The following is a 15,085-nucleotide window of genomic DNA, read 5'->3' on the forward strand; positions in this document are numbered from 1 at the left end:
AATTAGAAGTATTAAATTTGCCAAAAAAAGAAAAAGACTAATAATGAAGAAGAATTTAATAACACTGCTGTTTTCTGTTGTATTAATGTATGGTTGTACATCATCAGATAATGGTGGTAATGCAGATAATAATGATAATTTTGATAGAAGCGCATTATTAAGTAATTATGCTGATAACATCATTTTACCTTCTATTGCAGATTTTCAGGCTAAAGTTTCAGCATTAGATGTTGCTAGAGGTAACTTTATAAATAACATTAACCAAAACAATTTAGATGTATTAAGTAATGCTTGGTTAGAAGCGTATAAGGCATGGCAATACGTAGGAATATACAATATTGGTGCTGCTGAATCATTTACTTCAAATGAAAACGGATTTAGAACATATTTTAATATCTATCCGGTTTCAACTGCTCTTATTGAAAGTGGTGCTGCAAATAGTAATTATAACCTTAATGCCGATGCATATTTTAGTGCACAAGGATTTCCGGCTTTAGATTTTCTGTTGAATGGTATAGCAGATACAGATGCAAGTCCTTTAGATAAGTTTACTACTAATGCTAATGCCACAGGCTACATTCAGTATATGACAGATGTGCAATCTCAAATTAACGCGAGAACATCTACTATTTTAAATAATTGGCAAGATACATTTAGAGATGAATTTGTGTCAAATACATCTTCAAGTGCTACAGGATCAATTAGTAAGATTGTAAATGATTATATTAATTACTACGAACGTGCATTAAGAGCGAATAAGATTGGAACGCCTGCTGGAAATTTCTCTGCTGGTCAAACTTTTCCAGATAAAGTTGAGGCATATTATAAAAATGATGTTTCAAAAGAGTTAGCATTATTGAGTTTAGATGCGGTTCAGAAATTTTTTAACGGTCAGGCCATCGATGGTTCATCGAGTAGTGAAAGTTTAGCAGATTATTTAGTTTACCTTGATAATTCAACATTAAAGGACGATATTAATACAAAATTTAATGCCGCAAGACAACAGATTCAGACATTAAATAATAGCTTCAGTCAGCAAGTTATTGATGATAACACTCAAATGACATTAGCTTATGATGCTTTACAAGCTGCAGTTATCTTACTAAAAGTTGACATGGCTTCTGCCTTAGATATACAAATAGATTTTGTCGATAATGATGGTGACTAATCTATTTAGAAAGTAAATGAAGGGTTCTCATTAATGAGAATCCTTTTTTTGTTTTATGAGAAACCAAATTAGAAAATACATCAAAACCAGCACAAGTTCAGCACCTTTAGCAGTGTTTAGAATAGGTTTTGGTGTTATGATGCTTCTGAGCGTTATTAGGTTTTGGTATAATGGATGGATTGAAACACTTTATATTAATCCGAAGTTTCACTTTTCGTATTTCGGTTTTCAATGGGTAAAACCATTAGGTGATTACACGTACCTTCTATTTTTAGTATGTGGAATCGCTTCACTCTTAGTGGCATTAGGGTTTAAGTATCGCATTGCTATTATTACGTTCTTTATAACCTTTACCTATATAGAGTTAATGGATAAAACCACTTATCTAAATCATTATTACTTTATAAGCCTACTTAGTTTTGTAATGTGTTTTTTACCTGCAAACGCTTATTTCTCGGTTGATAACTTCATACAAAAAAAGCAGTATAAAGAAATACCGAAATGGACGATAGATAGTGTAAAACTTTCGCTTGGAATCGTATATGTATATGCTGGCTTAGCTAAGATTAATAGCGATTGGTTGTTTAAAGCGCAACCCTTAAAGATATGGTTGCCTTCAAAATACGATTTGCCATTAATTGGTGAGACAATAATGCAACAACACTGGTTTCATATTGCTATGAGCTGGTCTGGTATGTTGTATGATTTATGCATTCCTTTTTTACTACTTTACAGAAAAGCCAGATGGTTTGCGTTTGGGTTAGTAGTGATTTTTCATGTGTTTACCGGAGTATTGTTTCCTATTGGGATGTTTCCATTTATAATGATAGTCTCATCATTAATCTTTTTTGATTCGACAATTCACCATCGAATACTTAATTTTTTTAGAAGTTTATTCAAAAGTATAAAGCCACGAAACGAATCTATAGCTTCATCGATTTACAACTACAAGCATCAAAATATAGTACTACCTGTTATTGCAATATTCTTTGCTATTCAATTACTTTTGCCGTTTCGTTATTTATTATATCCGGGTGAATTATTCTGGACAGAAGAAGGATTTCGTTTTTCGTGGAGAGTTATGCTAATAGAGAAAACAGGATTCGCAGAATTTAAAATAGTTAATGGAAAAACTAAAGAAGCATTTATAGTTAATAATTCAGATTTTTTGACATCTTTTCAAGAAAAGGAGATGAGCACACAACCAGATTTTATATTAGAGTATGCTCACTTTCTTGGCAAACATTTTGAATCACAAGGTCATCAAAATCTAGAAATATATGTTGATAATTTTGTGTCTTTAAACGGACGGCGAAGTCAACGTTTTATAGACTCAAAAACTGATTTATTACAACAAAAAGAATCATTCAAACCTAAAGATTGGATTTTACCATTTAATGATGAAATTAAAGGATTATAGTCTATTATTCGTATTTACAATTTTTTGCTGTTTTGCTATTGCTCAGCAAAAAGTTTCTGGGATTATTACTGATGCCTCAAACCAACCACTTAATAATGTTGAAGTTTTTGATAAGGTTTCAGGGAAATTAGCTGAGACAAATTCAGAAGGTTATTACGAGTTTTATACAAACAAGAACGCACTAACGATAGTCTTTTTTTCTTATGATTATAAAATAAAAGAAGTACAACTATCATTAACTGAAGATGTAATTTTAAACCAAACGTTAGAACCATTAGGTGAAGAGCTGTCTTTAGTAGAAATAACTGCTAGAAAGAAACAAGTATTTCAATTAAGTCGATTAAAAGATGTTGAAGAAACTGCTATATATGCAGGTAAAAAGACAGAAGTTGTATTGCTAGACCAATCTATGGCTAATTTGGCAACCAATAATGCGCGTCAAATCTATAGTCAAGTAGCAGGTTTAAATATTTATCAAAATGATGATGCAGGTTTACAGCTTAATATTGGTGGTAGAGGATTAGATCCAAATAGAACGGCAAATTTTAATACAAGACAAAACGGATACGACATTAGTGCAGATGTTTTAGGATATCCGGAAACCTATTATTCGCCTGCGGCGGAAGGACTAGAAGAAATTCAAATTATAAGAGGCGCAGCATCACTACAATACGGAACGCAGTTTGGCGGACTTATTAATTTTATAATGAATAAGCCAAATCCTAATAAGCCACTAGAGCTTATTACAAGAAATACACTTGGAAGCTTCGGTTTGTACACCAATTTTACAAGCTTAAGCGGAACTAAAGACAAATGGAGCTATTATACCTTTTTCAATTACAAAAAAGGTGATGGATTTAGACCAAATTCTGAGTTTGAATCAAAAAACATATACACACATATTGGTTATCAGTTTAATGATAACACGTCTTTAACAGGTGAGTTGACGTATCTTAATTATCTAGCACAGCAAGCAGGTGGATTATCAGACGATATGTTTGAAGAAAACCCATATCAAAGCAATAGAGCTAGAAATTGGTTTGAAATAGATTGGTTATTATACAATTTTAAGCTTTCTCATAAGTTTTCAGAACAAACCAATTTTACATTCAATTTTTTTGGTCTCAACGCCACCAGAAATGCTCTAGGTTTTAGGAAAAATAGAGTAGACCAAATAGATGACGGCTCAGAACGAGATATCATTGCTGGTGACTTTAATAACTTTGGTTTTGAAGCTCGACTTTTAAGTAAATATAAAATCTTTAATAAAGATGCCACGTTTTTAATAGGTTCTAAGTATTATAATGCAAATAATAGTCAGCAGCAAGGTCCAGGATCTACTGGTAGTGGTCCTGATTTTGATATAAGAACAGATGAATTTCCTAACTATCCTGACCAATCTAATTTTGATTTTCCTAACCTAAATGTAGCAGTTTTCGGCGAGAATATCTTTTACCTTAATGATAAGCTTTCTATTACACCAGGGTTTCGATTTGAATACATAAAAACCGAAAGTGTTGGTTTTTATCAACGCACCAATACAGATGCAGCAGGTAACGTTATTTTTCAAGACATTGTGCAAGATGATAGGACTTTTGAAAGACACTTTTTCTTGTTTGGTTTAGGTTTGAGTTATAAACCAACCTCAAGTATAGAAATTTATGGTAATGTTTCTCAGAACTATCGTTCAGTGACGTTTTCAGATATTAATGTGGTTAATCCTTCAATTGTAATAGATAGAGATATTACAGACGAAGACGGTTACACCATAGACTTAGGTTTTAGGGGCAATGTAAATCAACTGGTGTCTTATGATGTTGGTTTTTTTGGATTATTCTATAATAACAGATTAGGTTTAGTTGATTTCACAGAATCAGGTAATTTCAAGAAATTAAGAACAAATATTGGCGATGGTAGAATGCTGGGTGTCGAAACTCTAATTGATTTTAATTTGAAGAAGCTTATAAAAATGAATTCAAATTACAGTCTAAACTACTTTGTAAATACATCTTTTATTAAATCGGAATATACAAGGTCATTAAAACCAGGTGTTAGAGTAGGAAACGCCGTTGAATTTGTGCCGAATTTAAATTTTAAAACAGGATTACGATTTGGATATAAAGATTTTCAGGCTAGTTTTCAATATTCTTATTTAGGAAGTCAGTTTACTGACGCTACTAATTCTACTGAGTCAGATTTAAGTGGAATAATTGGCGAAATACCAGAATATGACATTTTGGATTTTTCATTAGCTTATTCATATAAGAATTTTAAAATTGAAACTGGTGTAAATAATGTTTTAGATAATAACTATTTTACAAGAAGGGCTACTGCCTATCCAGGTCCAGGAATTATTCCTTCTGCACCAAGAAATTGGTTTGTAACTTTGGAAATTAAAATTTGAGATAAGCCTATTCGTATTAGGTATAATAGTTGTATATTTGCACGCAATTATAACGTAATTGCATCATGACAGCACACGATAATAAACTAGTTGGAGAAGGTCTTACTTATGACGACGTACTTCTAGTTCCTGCATTTTCAGAAGTCTTACCACGAGAGGTTAGTATAAAAACCAAATTCACACGTAATATTACTATCAATATACCTGTAGTTTCTGCAGCTATGGATACTGTTACAGAGAGTAAAATGGCCATTGCCATGGCTCAAGAAGGTGGTATTGGTGTACTTCATAAAAACATGACTATTGAGCAGCAAGCTCAAAAAGTAAGACGCGTAAAACGTGCTGAAAGTGGCATGATAATAGATCCTGTGACTTTACCGATGACTGCAATTGTGGCAGATGCTAAAAATGCAATGCGCGAACACAGTATTGGGGGTATTCCTATTGTTGATGAAGATGGTAAATTAAAAGGAATTGTAACGAATAGAGATCTACGTTTTGAGCATAAAAATGAAAGACCTATAGTTGAGGTAATGACAAGTGAAAACTTAGTAACATCTTCAGTAGGAACGTCATTAAAAGATGCTGAAAAAATCTTGCAACAAAATAAAATTGAAAAATTATTGATTGTTGATGACAATTATAAGCTATCAGGCTTAATTACGTTTAGAGATATTACTAAGGTGACTCAAAAACCTAATGCAAATAAAGACCAATACGGAAGACTACGTGTAGCTGCAGCAATTGGTGTAACTGGTGATGCTGTGGAAAGAGCTTCAGCATTAGTTAATGCTGGTGTTGATGCTATTGTTATTGATACAGCGCACGGGCATACAAAAGGTGTTGTTTCCGTATTAAAAGAAATTAAAAATCAATTTCCACAATTAGAGGTAATCGTTGGTAACATAGCTACAGGTGAAGCGGCTAAATATTTGGTAGAGGCAGGAGCTGATGCAGTAAAAGTAGGAATTGGTCCAGGTTCAATTTGTACAACACGTGTTGTTGCTGGTGTTGGTTTTCCTCAGTTTTCAGCAGTACTAGAAGTGGCAGCTGCTATAAAAGGTTCTGGTGTACCAGTAATTGCTGATGGTGGAATTCGTTATACAGGTGATATCCCAAAGGCAATTGCTGCTGGTGCAGATAGTGTAATGCTAGGTTCACTTTTAGCAGGAACAAAAGAAAGTCCTGGAGAAACTATTATTTACGAAGGACGTAAGTTTAAATCTTACCGTGGAATGGGTTCTGTTGAAGCTATGAAACACGGAAGTAAAGACCGTTATTTCCAAGATGTTGAAGACGATATTAAAAAACTAGTTCCTGAAGGTATTGTTGGACGCGTACCATATAAAGGAGAACTTAACGAGAGTATTCATCAATTTGTTGGTGGACTAAGAGCAGGAATGGGTTATTGTGGTGCAAAAGATATAGAAACCTTAAAGGAGACTGGGCGTTTTGTGAAAATTACAAGTTCAGGTATTAATGAAAGTCATCCACATGACGTAACAATTACTAAAGAAGCACCTAATTATTCAAGATAATTACAACTTCTACAATAAATGAGACAGCATCTTTACGATGCTGTTTTTTTTATGTCAATTTTATATTCTTTATAAAATGTTAATAGAGAACATATAGGCTCTATTTCAATGTATCTTTGTGATACATGAACAAAAAATCTATAATAATAATTGGTGCAGGAATTGCTGGTCTTTCTAGTGCAATTAGACTAAGGTCGCAAGGGCACAACGTCACAGTATTTGAAGCGAATTCTTATCCAGGTGGTAAACTTACGGCATTTTCAGAGCAAGGCTATCGTTTTGATATGGGGCCATCTTTATTTACTATGCCTCAGTACGTAGAAGATTTGTTTAAGGTTGCAGGGAAAGATATTTCTAAATATTTCTCTTACAAAAAGAAAGATATTATTTGTAACTATTTTTATGAAGATGGCACAACATTTAGTGCTTTGGCTAACGTTGATGATTTCGCAGAAGAGGCTTCACAAGTTTTTAATGTAGATAAATCTGCTTTATTAGAGTATTTAAATAAAAGCAAGAGGAAGTACGATTTAACGGCTTCATTATTTTTAGAAAAATCATTGCATAAGGGATCAACTTACCTTTCAAAAGATACACTGAAGGCTATATTTAATGTAAATGCTTTAGATATTTATACCACTTTAGATGGACTTAATGCAAAAGTGTTTAAAGATAATCGCCTAGTGCAATTATATAATCGTTTTGCGACATATAATGGGTCTTCACCATACAAGACTCCAGGAATAATGTCTATGATACCTCACTTAGAGCAGTACTATGGTACCTTTATACCTAAAGGCGGAATGCATCAAATTACACAAAGCATGTTTCAGCTATCGAAAGATATTGGTGTGACGTATCATTTTAACACTAAGGTTAATGAAATTTTGGTTGAGAATAACAGGGCATGTGGTGTTTTGGTAGGAGGAGATATCATTAAAGCTGACATCGTAGTGTCAAATGCTGATGTAGTTCCCACATATAGGAACCTTTTACCAAAGGAAAAGGCACCTGAAAAAATACTTCAGCAACCGAGAAGTAGTTCTGCATTAATTTTCTATTGGGGAGTTAAAAAAGAATTTCCAGAATTAGATTTACATAATATTTTCTTCTCAAAAGACTATCCGACCGAGTTTGATTATATTTTTAATAGAAAAAATGTACATCACGACCCGACAGTGTATATAAATATAACTTCAAAAGATGAGCATGACGATGCTCCAAAAGGTTGTGAAAATTGGTTCGTAATGATTAATGTGCCAAGTAATACAGGACAAGATTGGGATAGTATTATTGAAAAATCTAGAGAAAATATAAAGCACAAAGTCAACCGATTGTTAAATGTTAATCTTGATGACTTAATAGAGTATGAAAGTGTGTTAGATCCAAGATTAATAGAGTCTAAAACGCAAAGTTATCAAGGTGCCTTATATGGTGCCTCTAGTAATAATAAGTATGCAGCATTTTTAAGGCACCCAAATTTTAAGAGTTCTATTAAGAATTTGTTTTTTTGCGGTGGAAGTGTGCATCCAGGTGGCGGCATACCTTTATGTTTACTATCAGGAAAAATAGTAGCTGAACTTATCGAAAATAATAGCTAAGATGGATAAAACTTTAAAGCTAAAAATATCTGTTTTTGTTGTTTGGTTATTCACAATATCTGGCATTTTTGGTATCCTTTCTGATTATCAAGAGTGGTTTTTATCATTAACACCATTGAATTTATTGGTGAGTTTTTTAGCGGTATATTGGCTAATTGAAGATGTTAGTAGAAAACTGTTATATGCACTTAGTATTCCTTTTTTCTTGGGATTTATAACTGAAGCATTAGGTGTTAATTATGGGCTAATTTTTGGAAGTTATGCTTATGGTGAAAATTTGGGCTATAAAGTTTTTGGGGTACCTATCATGATATGTGTCAATTGGGCCTTGTTAACCATAATAACAGCAGATGTTGCTAAAACAATTACAAAGAATGTATTGTTGAGTGCTTTCATTGGTGGCGCCCTAATGACGGGATTAGATTTTATTATTGAAGTATCCGCACCAAGATTTGATTTCTGGGAATTTGAGAATGGCGTAGTGCCTTTGCAAAACTATATTGGTTGGCTAATTACAGCCTTTGTAGCGCATTTAGGTTATCAGTCTTTTAAAATAAAAACCGATAAAACAATTTCAATACAAGTGTTTATTTCAATTATTGTATTCTTTACTGTTTTTCTAATCTATTAAATGAGGAGTTACGATTACATCATTTTAGGCGCAGGCGCTTCAGGTTTAATGCTGGCGTATCGTTTAGCATTAGACCCATATTTTGATGATAAGACTGTGCTTATTATTGATAAAGTAAAAGATAAAGGCAATGATAGAACATGGTGTTATTGGGAAAATGGCAAAGGTGAATGGGATAATATTTTAACCAAAGTCTGGCCGAATATTATTTTTGGAAGTAATACCCATTTAAAGACATTTGATATTACGCCTTATCAATACAAAATGATACGAAGTGAGAACTTTTATAATTCGCTTTGGAAAACAATTAATGAAAAACCCAACTTTACGTTTGTTGAAGATGATGTAAAGAGTTTTAAAGATGAAGATGATAACGTATTAGTAAAAACGGAACATGCTGATTACGTTGGTAAAAAGTTGTTTAATAGTATTCCAGATCCAGATATTTATTATTCTCAAAACAAATATCCAGTCATACAGCAGCATTTTGTTGGGTGGTTTGTGAAAACAAAAACTGACATTTTTGATGATAATACAGCCACTTTTATGGATTTTACAATTCCGCAAAAAGGGAATACCAGATTTATGTATGTGTTACCTTTAGATAAGAAGACAGCACTGATTGAATATACGTTATTTTCAAAAGACTTTTTAGAAATCTCAGAATACGAAGAAGCTATAAAAACCTATCTTAAAGATAAAGGTATTGAAGACTATGAAATAGTAGAAAAAGAAAAAGGTGCAATACCAATGACGTCTTTTAAGTTTGCCAAATTAAACTCTAAAAATATTTTGAATATTGGTACCGCTGGTGGTTGGACAAAAGCAAGTACCGGTTATTCCTTTAATAATACCACAAAAAAGACCAAGTCTCTTATAAGATTTTTGAAGTCTGAGAGAGACTTATCTAAGTTTTATAAAGCCTCAAAATTTGAGCTCTACGATTTAATTTTCTTAGATGTTTTGGCTAATTATAATGAAAAAGGTTCAGCTATTTTTTCTTCAATGTTTAAGAAGGTAAACGTTAAAACCATTCTGAAGTTTTTAGATGAAGAAACTTCAATCCCTGAAGATCTTAAAATTATATTATCTGTTCCACCTAGAAGATTTATGCAAAGCTTACTAAAGCGTACGTTTTAATTTTGGTAAACTTGACCTCTATGAGGCTTTAGAGCATCTCTAATGGGTTTCATGTCACTTTCATCAACAACTAAGTAGGCCAGACTGTGCATATCAGTTAGTGTTTCAACACCTGTTATATCTATATTTAATGACTCAGCAAGTATATACTCTTTTAAGTGAATCAAATGATGCTCAGCTGTTCGTTGACTAGCAGGACCTCTGAAGTCCCAAATTAATTTAAGTTTACGCATGAGTTACAGAAGTTCCGTTTTCAATGAAGTTCTTAAAATTGGCCATATATTTTCGCGCTTGTTTTTTGTAGGTTCTAGGCATAAAAACAATCATGGCATGCATTAAAAAATTAGTAGGTATGTATTCATTGACACAAGTCCAAAGTGTATCACCTTCTTTGGTGCTTTTGAAATAATTCTCTTGAATGTTTCTAATACCTTTTGATGCGTAATCGGCATAAAATTCATCAGGAAAGTTTTGTTTAGTAATAGTTTCAATGACTTCCATTTGTTGTCCACTAAACCTATATGTAAGTCTAATTTTAGCCCCAAATTCACCTGGATTTCCAGAAAGATGTTCAATCTTATATAGACCATCTTGCCAATGCTTTTTATTTTCAATATTATTCATTTTATGAATAACATCTTGCAATGGTTTGCGAATTAAAATCTCAGTAGAAAATTTCATGCTTTAAATAAACAGGTCTATAGTTTGTTTTGCAAATTTCGGATTATTTAAGAACATAATCTTAAATATTCGATTAAGTTTCATTTTTTATAGATTGATACAGCTTAGGATGATAAAAATTCAATCAATGATATAATAAAATAAGTCTAGTTTAGTTCTTATGGAATGAAATTTGTTTAACTAGTTTTCGTGAGCTTCATTCTTCTTGTAGAATAGGCTATTTATGTTATTTTTGCTGAACTTAATACGAATCGTGTTATAACAATTTCAATAAAATATTAATAGACTATGAAAATAAAATTTGGTTGGTTAATCCTTACGTTTTTGGTGTCTGGTTTGTCATATGGACAAAAAGATGATAGACCGCTTTTAACAGTAGATGGTGACCCTATAATGACTTCTGAATTTTTAAGAGTTTATAATAAAAATTTAGATTTAGTAAAAGACGAAAGCCAGAAGGATGTTGATGGTTATTTAAAACTGTTTACAGAATATCAATTAAAACTAAAAGAAGCGAGACGCTTAAAGTTACACGAAGATGAAAAGTATAAGCGTGAGTTTAACAGATATAAGAAGCAACTAACAAAAAATTATTTATCTGAAAATAAGGTAACTGACGATTTAGTTGAAGAAGCTTATGACAGAAATGCTTTAGATATAAATGCTTCACATGTTCTAGTAAGATTAGATGCCGGAGCAAAGGATACTTTAGAAGCTTACAATAAAGTACTAGAATTAAAAGAAAGAGTATTAAAAGAAGGATTTAATAATGTAAAAAAGGACGTTCACGACGGTAAAAAGATATTTTTAGAAGACTTAGGGTATTTTTCTGTTTTTAAAATGGTATATGATTTTGAGACAGCAGCTTATAATACCCCTGTAGGTGAAATTTCAGAACCTTTTAGAACCCAATTTGGATATCATGTAGTTCAGGTAAATGATAGAAGACCATCAAGAGGAACAATCACTGCTGCTCATATCATGATTAGTACGAATCAAAAAGATACGCTAATAGATCCGGAAAAGAGAATTAACACCATTTATCAAAAGTTTCTTCAAGGTGAGAACTTTGAATCATTAGCAAAGCAGTTTTCAGATGATAAAAGTTCGGCTAAAAATGGAGGTAGATTGTCAGAATTTAAGAGTGGGCAACTGAGTTCTACAGTATTTGAAGATATGGCCTTTTCGTTAGAAAACGATGGTGATGTGAGTAAACCATTTAAGTCTGCGTATGGATGGCATATAGTAAAGCGTTTAAAACTTCAGAGTATTCAATCGTTTGAAGAATTAAAACCATCTTTAGAAGCAAGTGTGAAGAGAGATACAAGATCTAAGCTCATAAATACGGCAATGGTTAAGGAATTAAAAGAAAGATATAATATTGTGTATAATACCAAGGCAAAATCTTATTTTGAGTCTATTTTGTCACAAGATTTCTACACACGAAAATGGGAGTTGCCAGAAGATTTTAAAAAGGAAGAAAAAGTGTTTACAATAAATGGTTCGGTATATACTTATGATGATTTTGGTAGACATTTAAATTTTGCGCAACGTATATATACCAATCAATCCATTCCATTTACTACAATCATTGAAAAAGAATTCGATAAGTTTTTTGAAAAAACAATTTTAAAGTATAGAGAAGAAAATTTAGAGTTAGAAAACGAGGAATTTGCAAACATTATTAAAGAGTATAGAGATGGATTATTACTGTTTGATCTCATGGAAAAGGAGATCTGGAATAAGGCATCTAAGGATTCTCTGGGCTTAGAGAGGTACTATAATGCAAATACTGCAAATTACCAATGGAAAGATAGAGTCGAAGTTTCGATGGCTTCAGTGGCTGAAAAATCTGTGGCAGCCAAAGTCTTAGAGTTAATGAAGGAAGGCAAAACAAATGTTGAGATTACAGAGTTGATTAATGGCAATAAGATTCAGACAGTATTATTTACAAACAAAACCTTTGATATTGGTGATGCTAAACTGCCTTCAGATTTAGAAGTAAAAGAAGGATTGTCTTCTAAAATATATGCACATAATGGTGCGTTTCATATTATTGATATTAAATCTGTTTTGCCTGCTGGGTCTAAAACACTTGAAGAGGCAAAAGGTTCAGTAATTAGTGATTATCAAGAAGATATTGAAAAAAATTGGATTGAGTCATTGTACAACAGGTTTGAAATTAAAGTAGATAAAAAAGCGCTCAAGGCAGTTAAGAAGATTATTAATAAGTCGTAGTTTTTTTGAAAAAAATTGGATACATAGTATTGGTGTGTTTGTGCGCAGTTAGTTGTAAGTTCTTTAAATCTGCAGACGACCGCAAACCAATTGCAAGTGTTGATGAATCCTTTCTTTACGAAGAAGATATTGAAGGTATCGTACCTGATGGTACTAGCAAAGAGGATAGCACCTTATTAGTGAATGCATACATCAATAGATGGGCTTCACAATTAATTTTGATGGATAAGGCTTTATTAAATCTGTCAGAAGAAAAACAGGATGATTTTTCTAAGTTAGTTGAGCAATATAAAAGTGATTTATATACCAGAGCATATATGGAAGCTTTGGTTAAAAAGAATATTGATACAATTGTTAAACTAGATGAAGCGAAATTGTTTTATGAATTAAATAAAGAGTCGTACAAACTTAATGATGATTTATTACAATTTAGATATATAAGTCTACCTGCTAACTCAATAAATCTAGATACAATTGAAAATAGATTTAAAAGGTTTGAATTTAAAGATAAACGGTACTTAGATTCTATTTCTTTGCAGTTTAAATCATACAACTTAAATGATTCATTATGGGTCAAGTATAGTAAGCTAATAGAGAAGGTACCTGTATTGAATTTAGAAAATAAAAATCAACTGTTAAAAAAAACTAATTTCTTACAACTCAAAGATTCAATAAACCTATATTTGATGCACGTTAATGACATCAAAACATCTAATGATTATGCACCATTAAGTTATGTGTACGGATCAATAAAAAAAATAGTGATTAACAAGAGGAAGTTAGAGCTGATAAAGCAACTCGAAAATGATATTACAAAGGATGCAATTAAGAACAATCAATTTAAAATTTATAATTAAAGCAGTATGTATCTACTGTTTTGCTTTTGTCGGAATACAAGTGCAAGCACAAGAAATTATTCCCGACGAAGTGACACCGGAGAAGCCAAAAGATACTGTAATAAATGCTACAAGGTTAAAAGCAGATGGAGTGGCGGCAGTAGTTGGTGATTTTATAGTGTTAGAATCAGATTTAAATAGAGAGATTGCACAACTAGAGGCTCAGGGTGCAGATCTTTCAGGTATTACACGTTGTGAACTTTTTGGTAGTTTGTTAGAAGACAAGTTATATGCACATCAAGCGATACAAGACAGTGTTATCGTTAATGAGTTGTATATTCAATCTATGGTTGAACAACAAATTCAAGGAATTTTAGCACAAGCACAACAAGACATCAACTGGTTAGTAAAATATTATAAGAAGGAATCCGAGCAGCAATTGAGAGATGAAATGTTTGAAATTAATAAGAATGGTTATTTGGCTCAAGAAATGCGTAAGAAAATTTTCGAAGGTATAGATGTAACACCAGAAGAAATAAGAACGTTCTTTAATGATATCCCGAAAGATCAAAGACCAACATTTGGTACCGAATTAAAAGTTGCTCAAATTGTGGTAATTCCAAAAGTTACAGAAGAAGCTAAACAAAAAGTTATTGATAGACTGAATGGTTTTAAGAAAGAGGTAGAAAATGGCTCAAGTTTTATAACAAAAGCACTCTTCTATTCTGAAGATGGTGGTTCTAAGAATAATGGAGGTTTATTACCGACTATGAATAGAAAGAATCCTCAAATGGTTAAGGAATTTAGAGATGTGGCGTTTAATCTGCAAGAAGGTGAAGTCTCTGAACCATTTGAAACAGATTTTGGTTATCATATCATTTATCTCGAAAAGATTAGAGGGCAAGACTATGAAGTGAGACATATTTTATTAAGACCAGAGTTATCGCAAGAGGCTATACAAGAGGCTAAGGATAAAATAGATGAGATAAGAGAAAAAATTGTTGATGGTTCTGTAACTTTCGCAGAAGCAGCAAGAGAGTTTAGTGATGAAGAAGAAACGAAGTACGAAGGTGGTCGACTTATGAATCCAGTGACACAGGATTTTAATTTTGAATTAGCCAAAATGGATACAGAAATGTATACTCAAATTCAGGGTTTGAAAGATGGAGAAGTAAGTGAAGTTATACAGGATGAAGATAGAATAAATAGCATCAAATTTAAATTGATGATGGTGACTGATAGAATTAATGACCATGAAGCGGATTTCGCAAAGGATTACCTAAAAATTAAAAATTTAGCACTTCAAGATAAGCAGGTAAAAGCAGTAGAGAAATGGCAAGAAGAAACCATTAGAAATACCTATATTAAAATTAATGGTGAGTATAGAGATTGCGAGTATCAAAGTGATTGGCTAAAAACAGAATAATA

General features: G+C 32.3%; 12 protein-coding genes. 10 read left to right on the plus strand and 2 right to left on the minus strand.

Features of this window, described 5'->3' with window-relative positions:
- The first annotated feature begins 43 nt into the window (after positions 1-43).
- The 7 genes from HRU50_RS01995 (at position 44) to HRU50_RS02025 (ending at position 9,902) form a co-directional block, all read left to right on the plus strand.
- On the plus strand, positions 44-1,168 hold the full coding sequence (locus tag HRU50_RS01995) for an imelysin family protein (protein ID WP_296347604.1): 1,125 nt from the start codon (positions 44-46) through the stop codon (positions 1,166-1,168).
- A gap of 55 nt (positions 1,169-1,223) precedes the next feature.
- Positions 1,224-2,588 (plus strand): HTTM domain-containing protein, encoded by a 1,365-nt coding sequence (locus tag HRU50_RS02000; protein WP_296347606.1) that lies wholly within the window; start codon positions 1,224-1,226, stop codon positions 2,586-2,588.
- A complete protein-coding gene (locus HRU50_RS02005; protein ID WP_296347714.1) occupies positions 2,569-4,992 on the plus strand; it encodes a TonB-dependent receptor in 2,424 nt (807 codons plus the stop codon). The genes HRU50_RS02000 and HRU50_RS02005 overlap by 20 nt, the downstream gene beginning before the upstream one ends.
- A gap of 65 nt (positions 4,993-5,057) precedes the next feature.
- Positions 5,058-6,530: an IMP dehydrogenase gene (gene guaB, locus HRU50_RS02010; RefSeq protein WP_296347608.1), complete on the plus strand. Its 1,473-nt coding sequence runs from the start codon at positions 5,058-5,060 to the stop codon at positions 6,528-6,530.
- Between the two features lie 125 nt (positions 6,531-6,655).
- Positions 6,656-8,131 (plus strand): 1-hydroxycarotenoid 3,4-desaturase CrtD, encoded by a 1,476-nt coding sequence (gene crtD, locus HRU50_RS02015; RefSeq protein ID WP_296347610.1) that lies wholly within the window; start codon positions 6,656-6,658, stop codon positions 8,129-8,131.
- A 1-nt stretch (position 8,132) separates the two neighbouring features.
- The gene (locus HRU50_RS02020) at positions 8,133-8,762 is read left to right on the plus strand and encodes a carotenoid biosynthesis protein (protein WP_296347612.1); all 630 of its coding nucleotides are present in this window, start codon (positions 8,133-8,135) and stop codon (positions 8,760-8,762) included.
- Entirely contained in the window at positions 8,763-9,902 is a 1,140-nt protein-coding gene (locus HRU50_RS02025) for a lycopene cyclase family protein (RefSeq protein WP_296347614.1), read from the plus strand.
- Here the strand turns inward: HRU50_RS02025 and HRU50_RS02030 are convergent.
- Positions 9,899-10,135, minus strand: coding sequence for a hypothetical protein (locus tag HRU50_RS02030; protein ID WP_296347617.1), 237 nt, complete (start codon positions 10,133-10,135; stop codon positions 9,899-9,901). The two genes, HRU50_RS02025 and HRU50_RS02030, sit on opposite strands and share 4 nt — an antisense overlap.
- Positions 10,128-10,583: an SRPBCC family protein gene (locus HRU50_RS02035; RefSeq protein ID WP_296347619.1), complete on the minus strand. Its 456-nt coding sequence runs from the start codon at positions 10,581-10,583 to the stop codon at positions 10,128-10,130. Before HRU50_RS02035 ends, HRU50_RS02030 begins: the two co-directional genes overlap by 8 nt.
- A gap of 288 nt (positions 10,584-10,871) precedes the next feature.
- On the opposite strand from HRU50_RS02035, the gene HRU50_RS02040 reads away from it, so the two are divergent.
- From HRU50_RS02040 to HRU50_RS02050, 3 genes are read left to right on the plus strand one after another with little or no spacing between them, the layout of a single operon-like run.
- Positions 10,872-12,821, plus strand: a complete 1,950-nt coding sequence (locus HRU50_RS02040; RefSeq protein WP_296347620.1) for a peptidylprolyl isomerase — start codon at positions 10,872-10,874, stop codon at positions 12,819-12,821.
- Positions 12,822-12,826: 5 nt separating this feature from the next.
- Positions 12,827-13,678: a peptidyl-prolyl cis-trans isomerase gene (locus tag HRU50_RS02045; RefSeq protein WP_296347622.1), complete on the plus strand. Its 852-nt coding sequence runs from the start codon at positions 12,827-12,829 to the stop codon at positions 13,676-13,678.
- Complete coding sequence (locus HRU50_RS02050; protein WP_296347624.1) at positions 13,641-15,083, plus strand: peptidylprolyl isomerase; 1,443 nt, start codon at positions 13,641-13,643, stop codon at positions 15,081-15,083. Before HRU50_RS02045 ends, HRU50_RS02050 begins: the two co-directional genes overlap by 38 nt.
- Positions 15,084-15,085: the final 2 nt, after the last annotated feature.

Source organism: Winogradskyella sp., from assembly GCF_013213835.1.
Taxonomy (GTDB): domain Bacteria; phylum Bacteroidota; class Bacteroidia; order Flavobacteriales; family Flavobacteriaceae; genus Winogradskyella.

What these genes read in the sequence shown, in the direction of transcription:
- HRU50_RS01995 (WP_296347604.1), top strand. Translation starts at nt 44, where the DNA reads ATGAAGAAGAATTTAATAACACTGCTGTTTTCTGTTGTATTAATGTAT.
- HRU50_RS02000 (WP_296347606.1), top strand. Translation starts at nt 1,224, where the DNA reads ATGAGAAACCAAATTAGAAAATACATCAAAACCAGCACAAGTTCAGCA.
- HRU50_RS02005 (WP_296347714.1), top strand. Translation starts at nt 2,569, where the DNA reads ATGAAATTAAAGGATTATAGTCTATTATTCGTATTTACAATTTTTTGC.
- guaB (WP_296347608.1), top strand. Translation starts at nt 5,058, where the DNA reads ATGACAGCACACGATAATAAACTAGTTGGAGAAGGTCTTACTTATGAC.
- crtD (WP_296347610.1), top strand. Translation starts at nt 6,656, where the DNA reads ATGAACAAAAAATCTATAATAATAATTGGTGCAGGAATTGCTGGTCTT.
- HRU50_RS02020 (WP_296347612.1), top strand. Translation starts at nt 8,133, where the DNA reads ATGGATAAAACTTTAAAGCTAAAAATATCTGTTTTTGTTGTTTGGTTA.
- HRU50_RS02025 (WP_296347614.1), top strand. Translation starts at nt 8,763, where the DNA reads ATGAGGAGTTACGATTACATCATTTTAGGCGCAGGCGCTTCAGGTTTA.
- HRU50_RS02030 (WP_296347617.1), bottom strand. Translation starts at nt 10,135, where the DNA reads ATGCGTAAACTTAAATTAATTTGGGACTTCAGAGGTCCTGCTAGTCAA.
- HRU50_RS02035 (WP_296347619.1), bottom strand. Translation starts at nt 10,583, where the DNA reads ATGAAATTTTCTACTGAGATTTTAATTCGCAAACCATTGCAAGATGTT.
- HRU50_RS02040 (WP_296347620.1), top strand. Translation starts at nt 10,872, where the DNA reads ATGAAAATAAAATTTGGTTGGTTAATCCTTACGTTTTTGGTGTCTGGT.
- HRU50_RS02050 (WP_296347624.1), top strand. Translation starts at nt 13,641, where the DNA reads ATGCAATTAAGAACAATCAATTTAAAATTTATAATTAAAGCAGTATGT.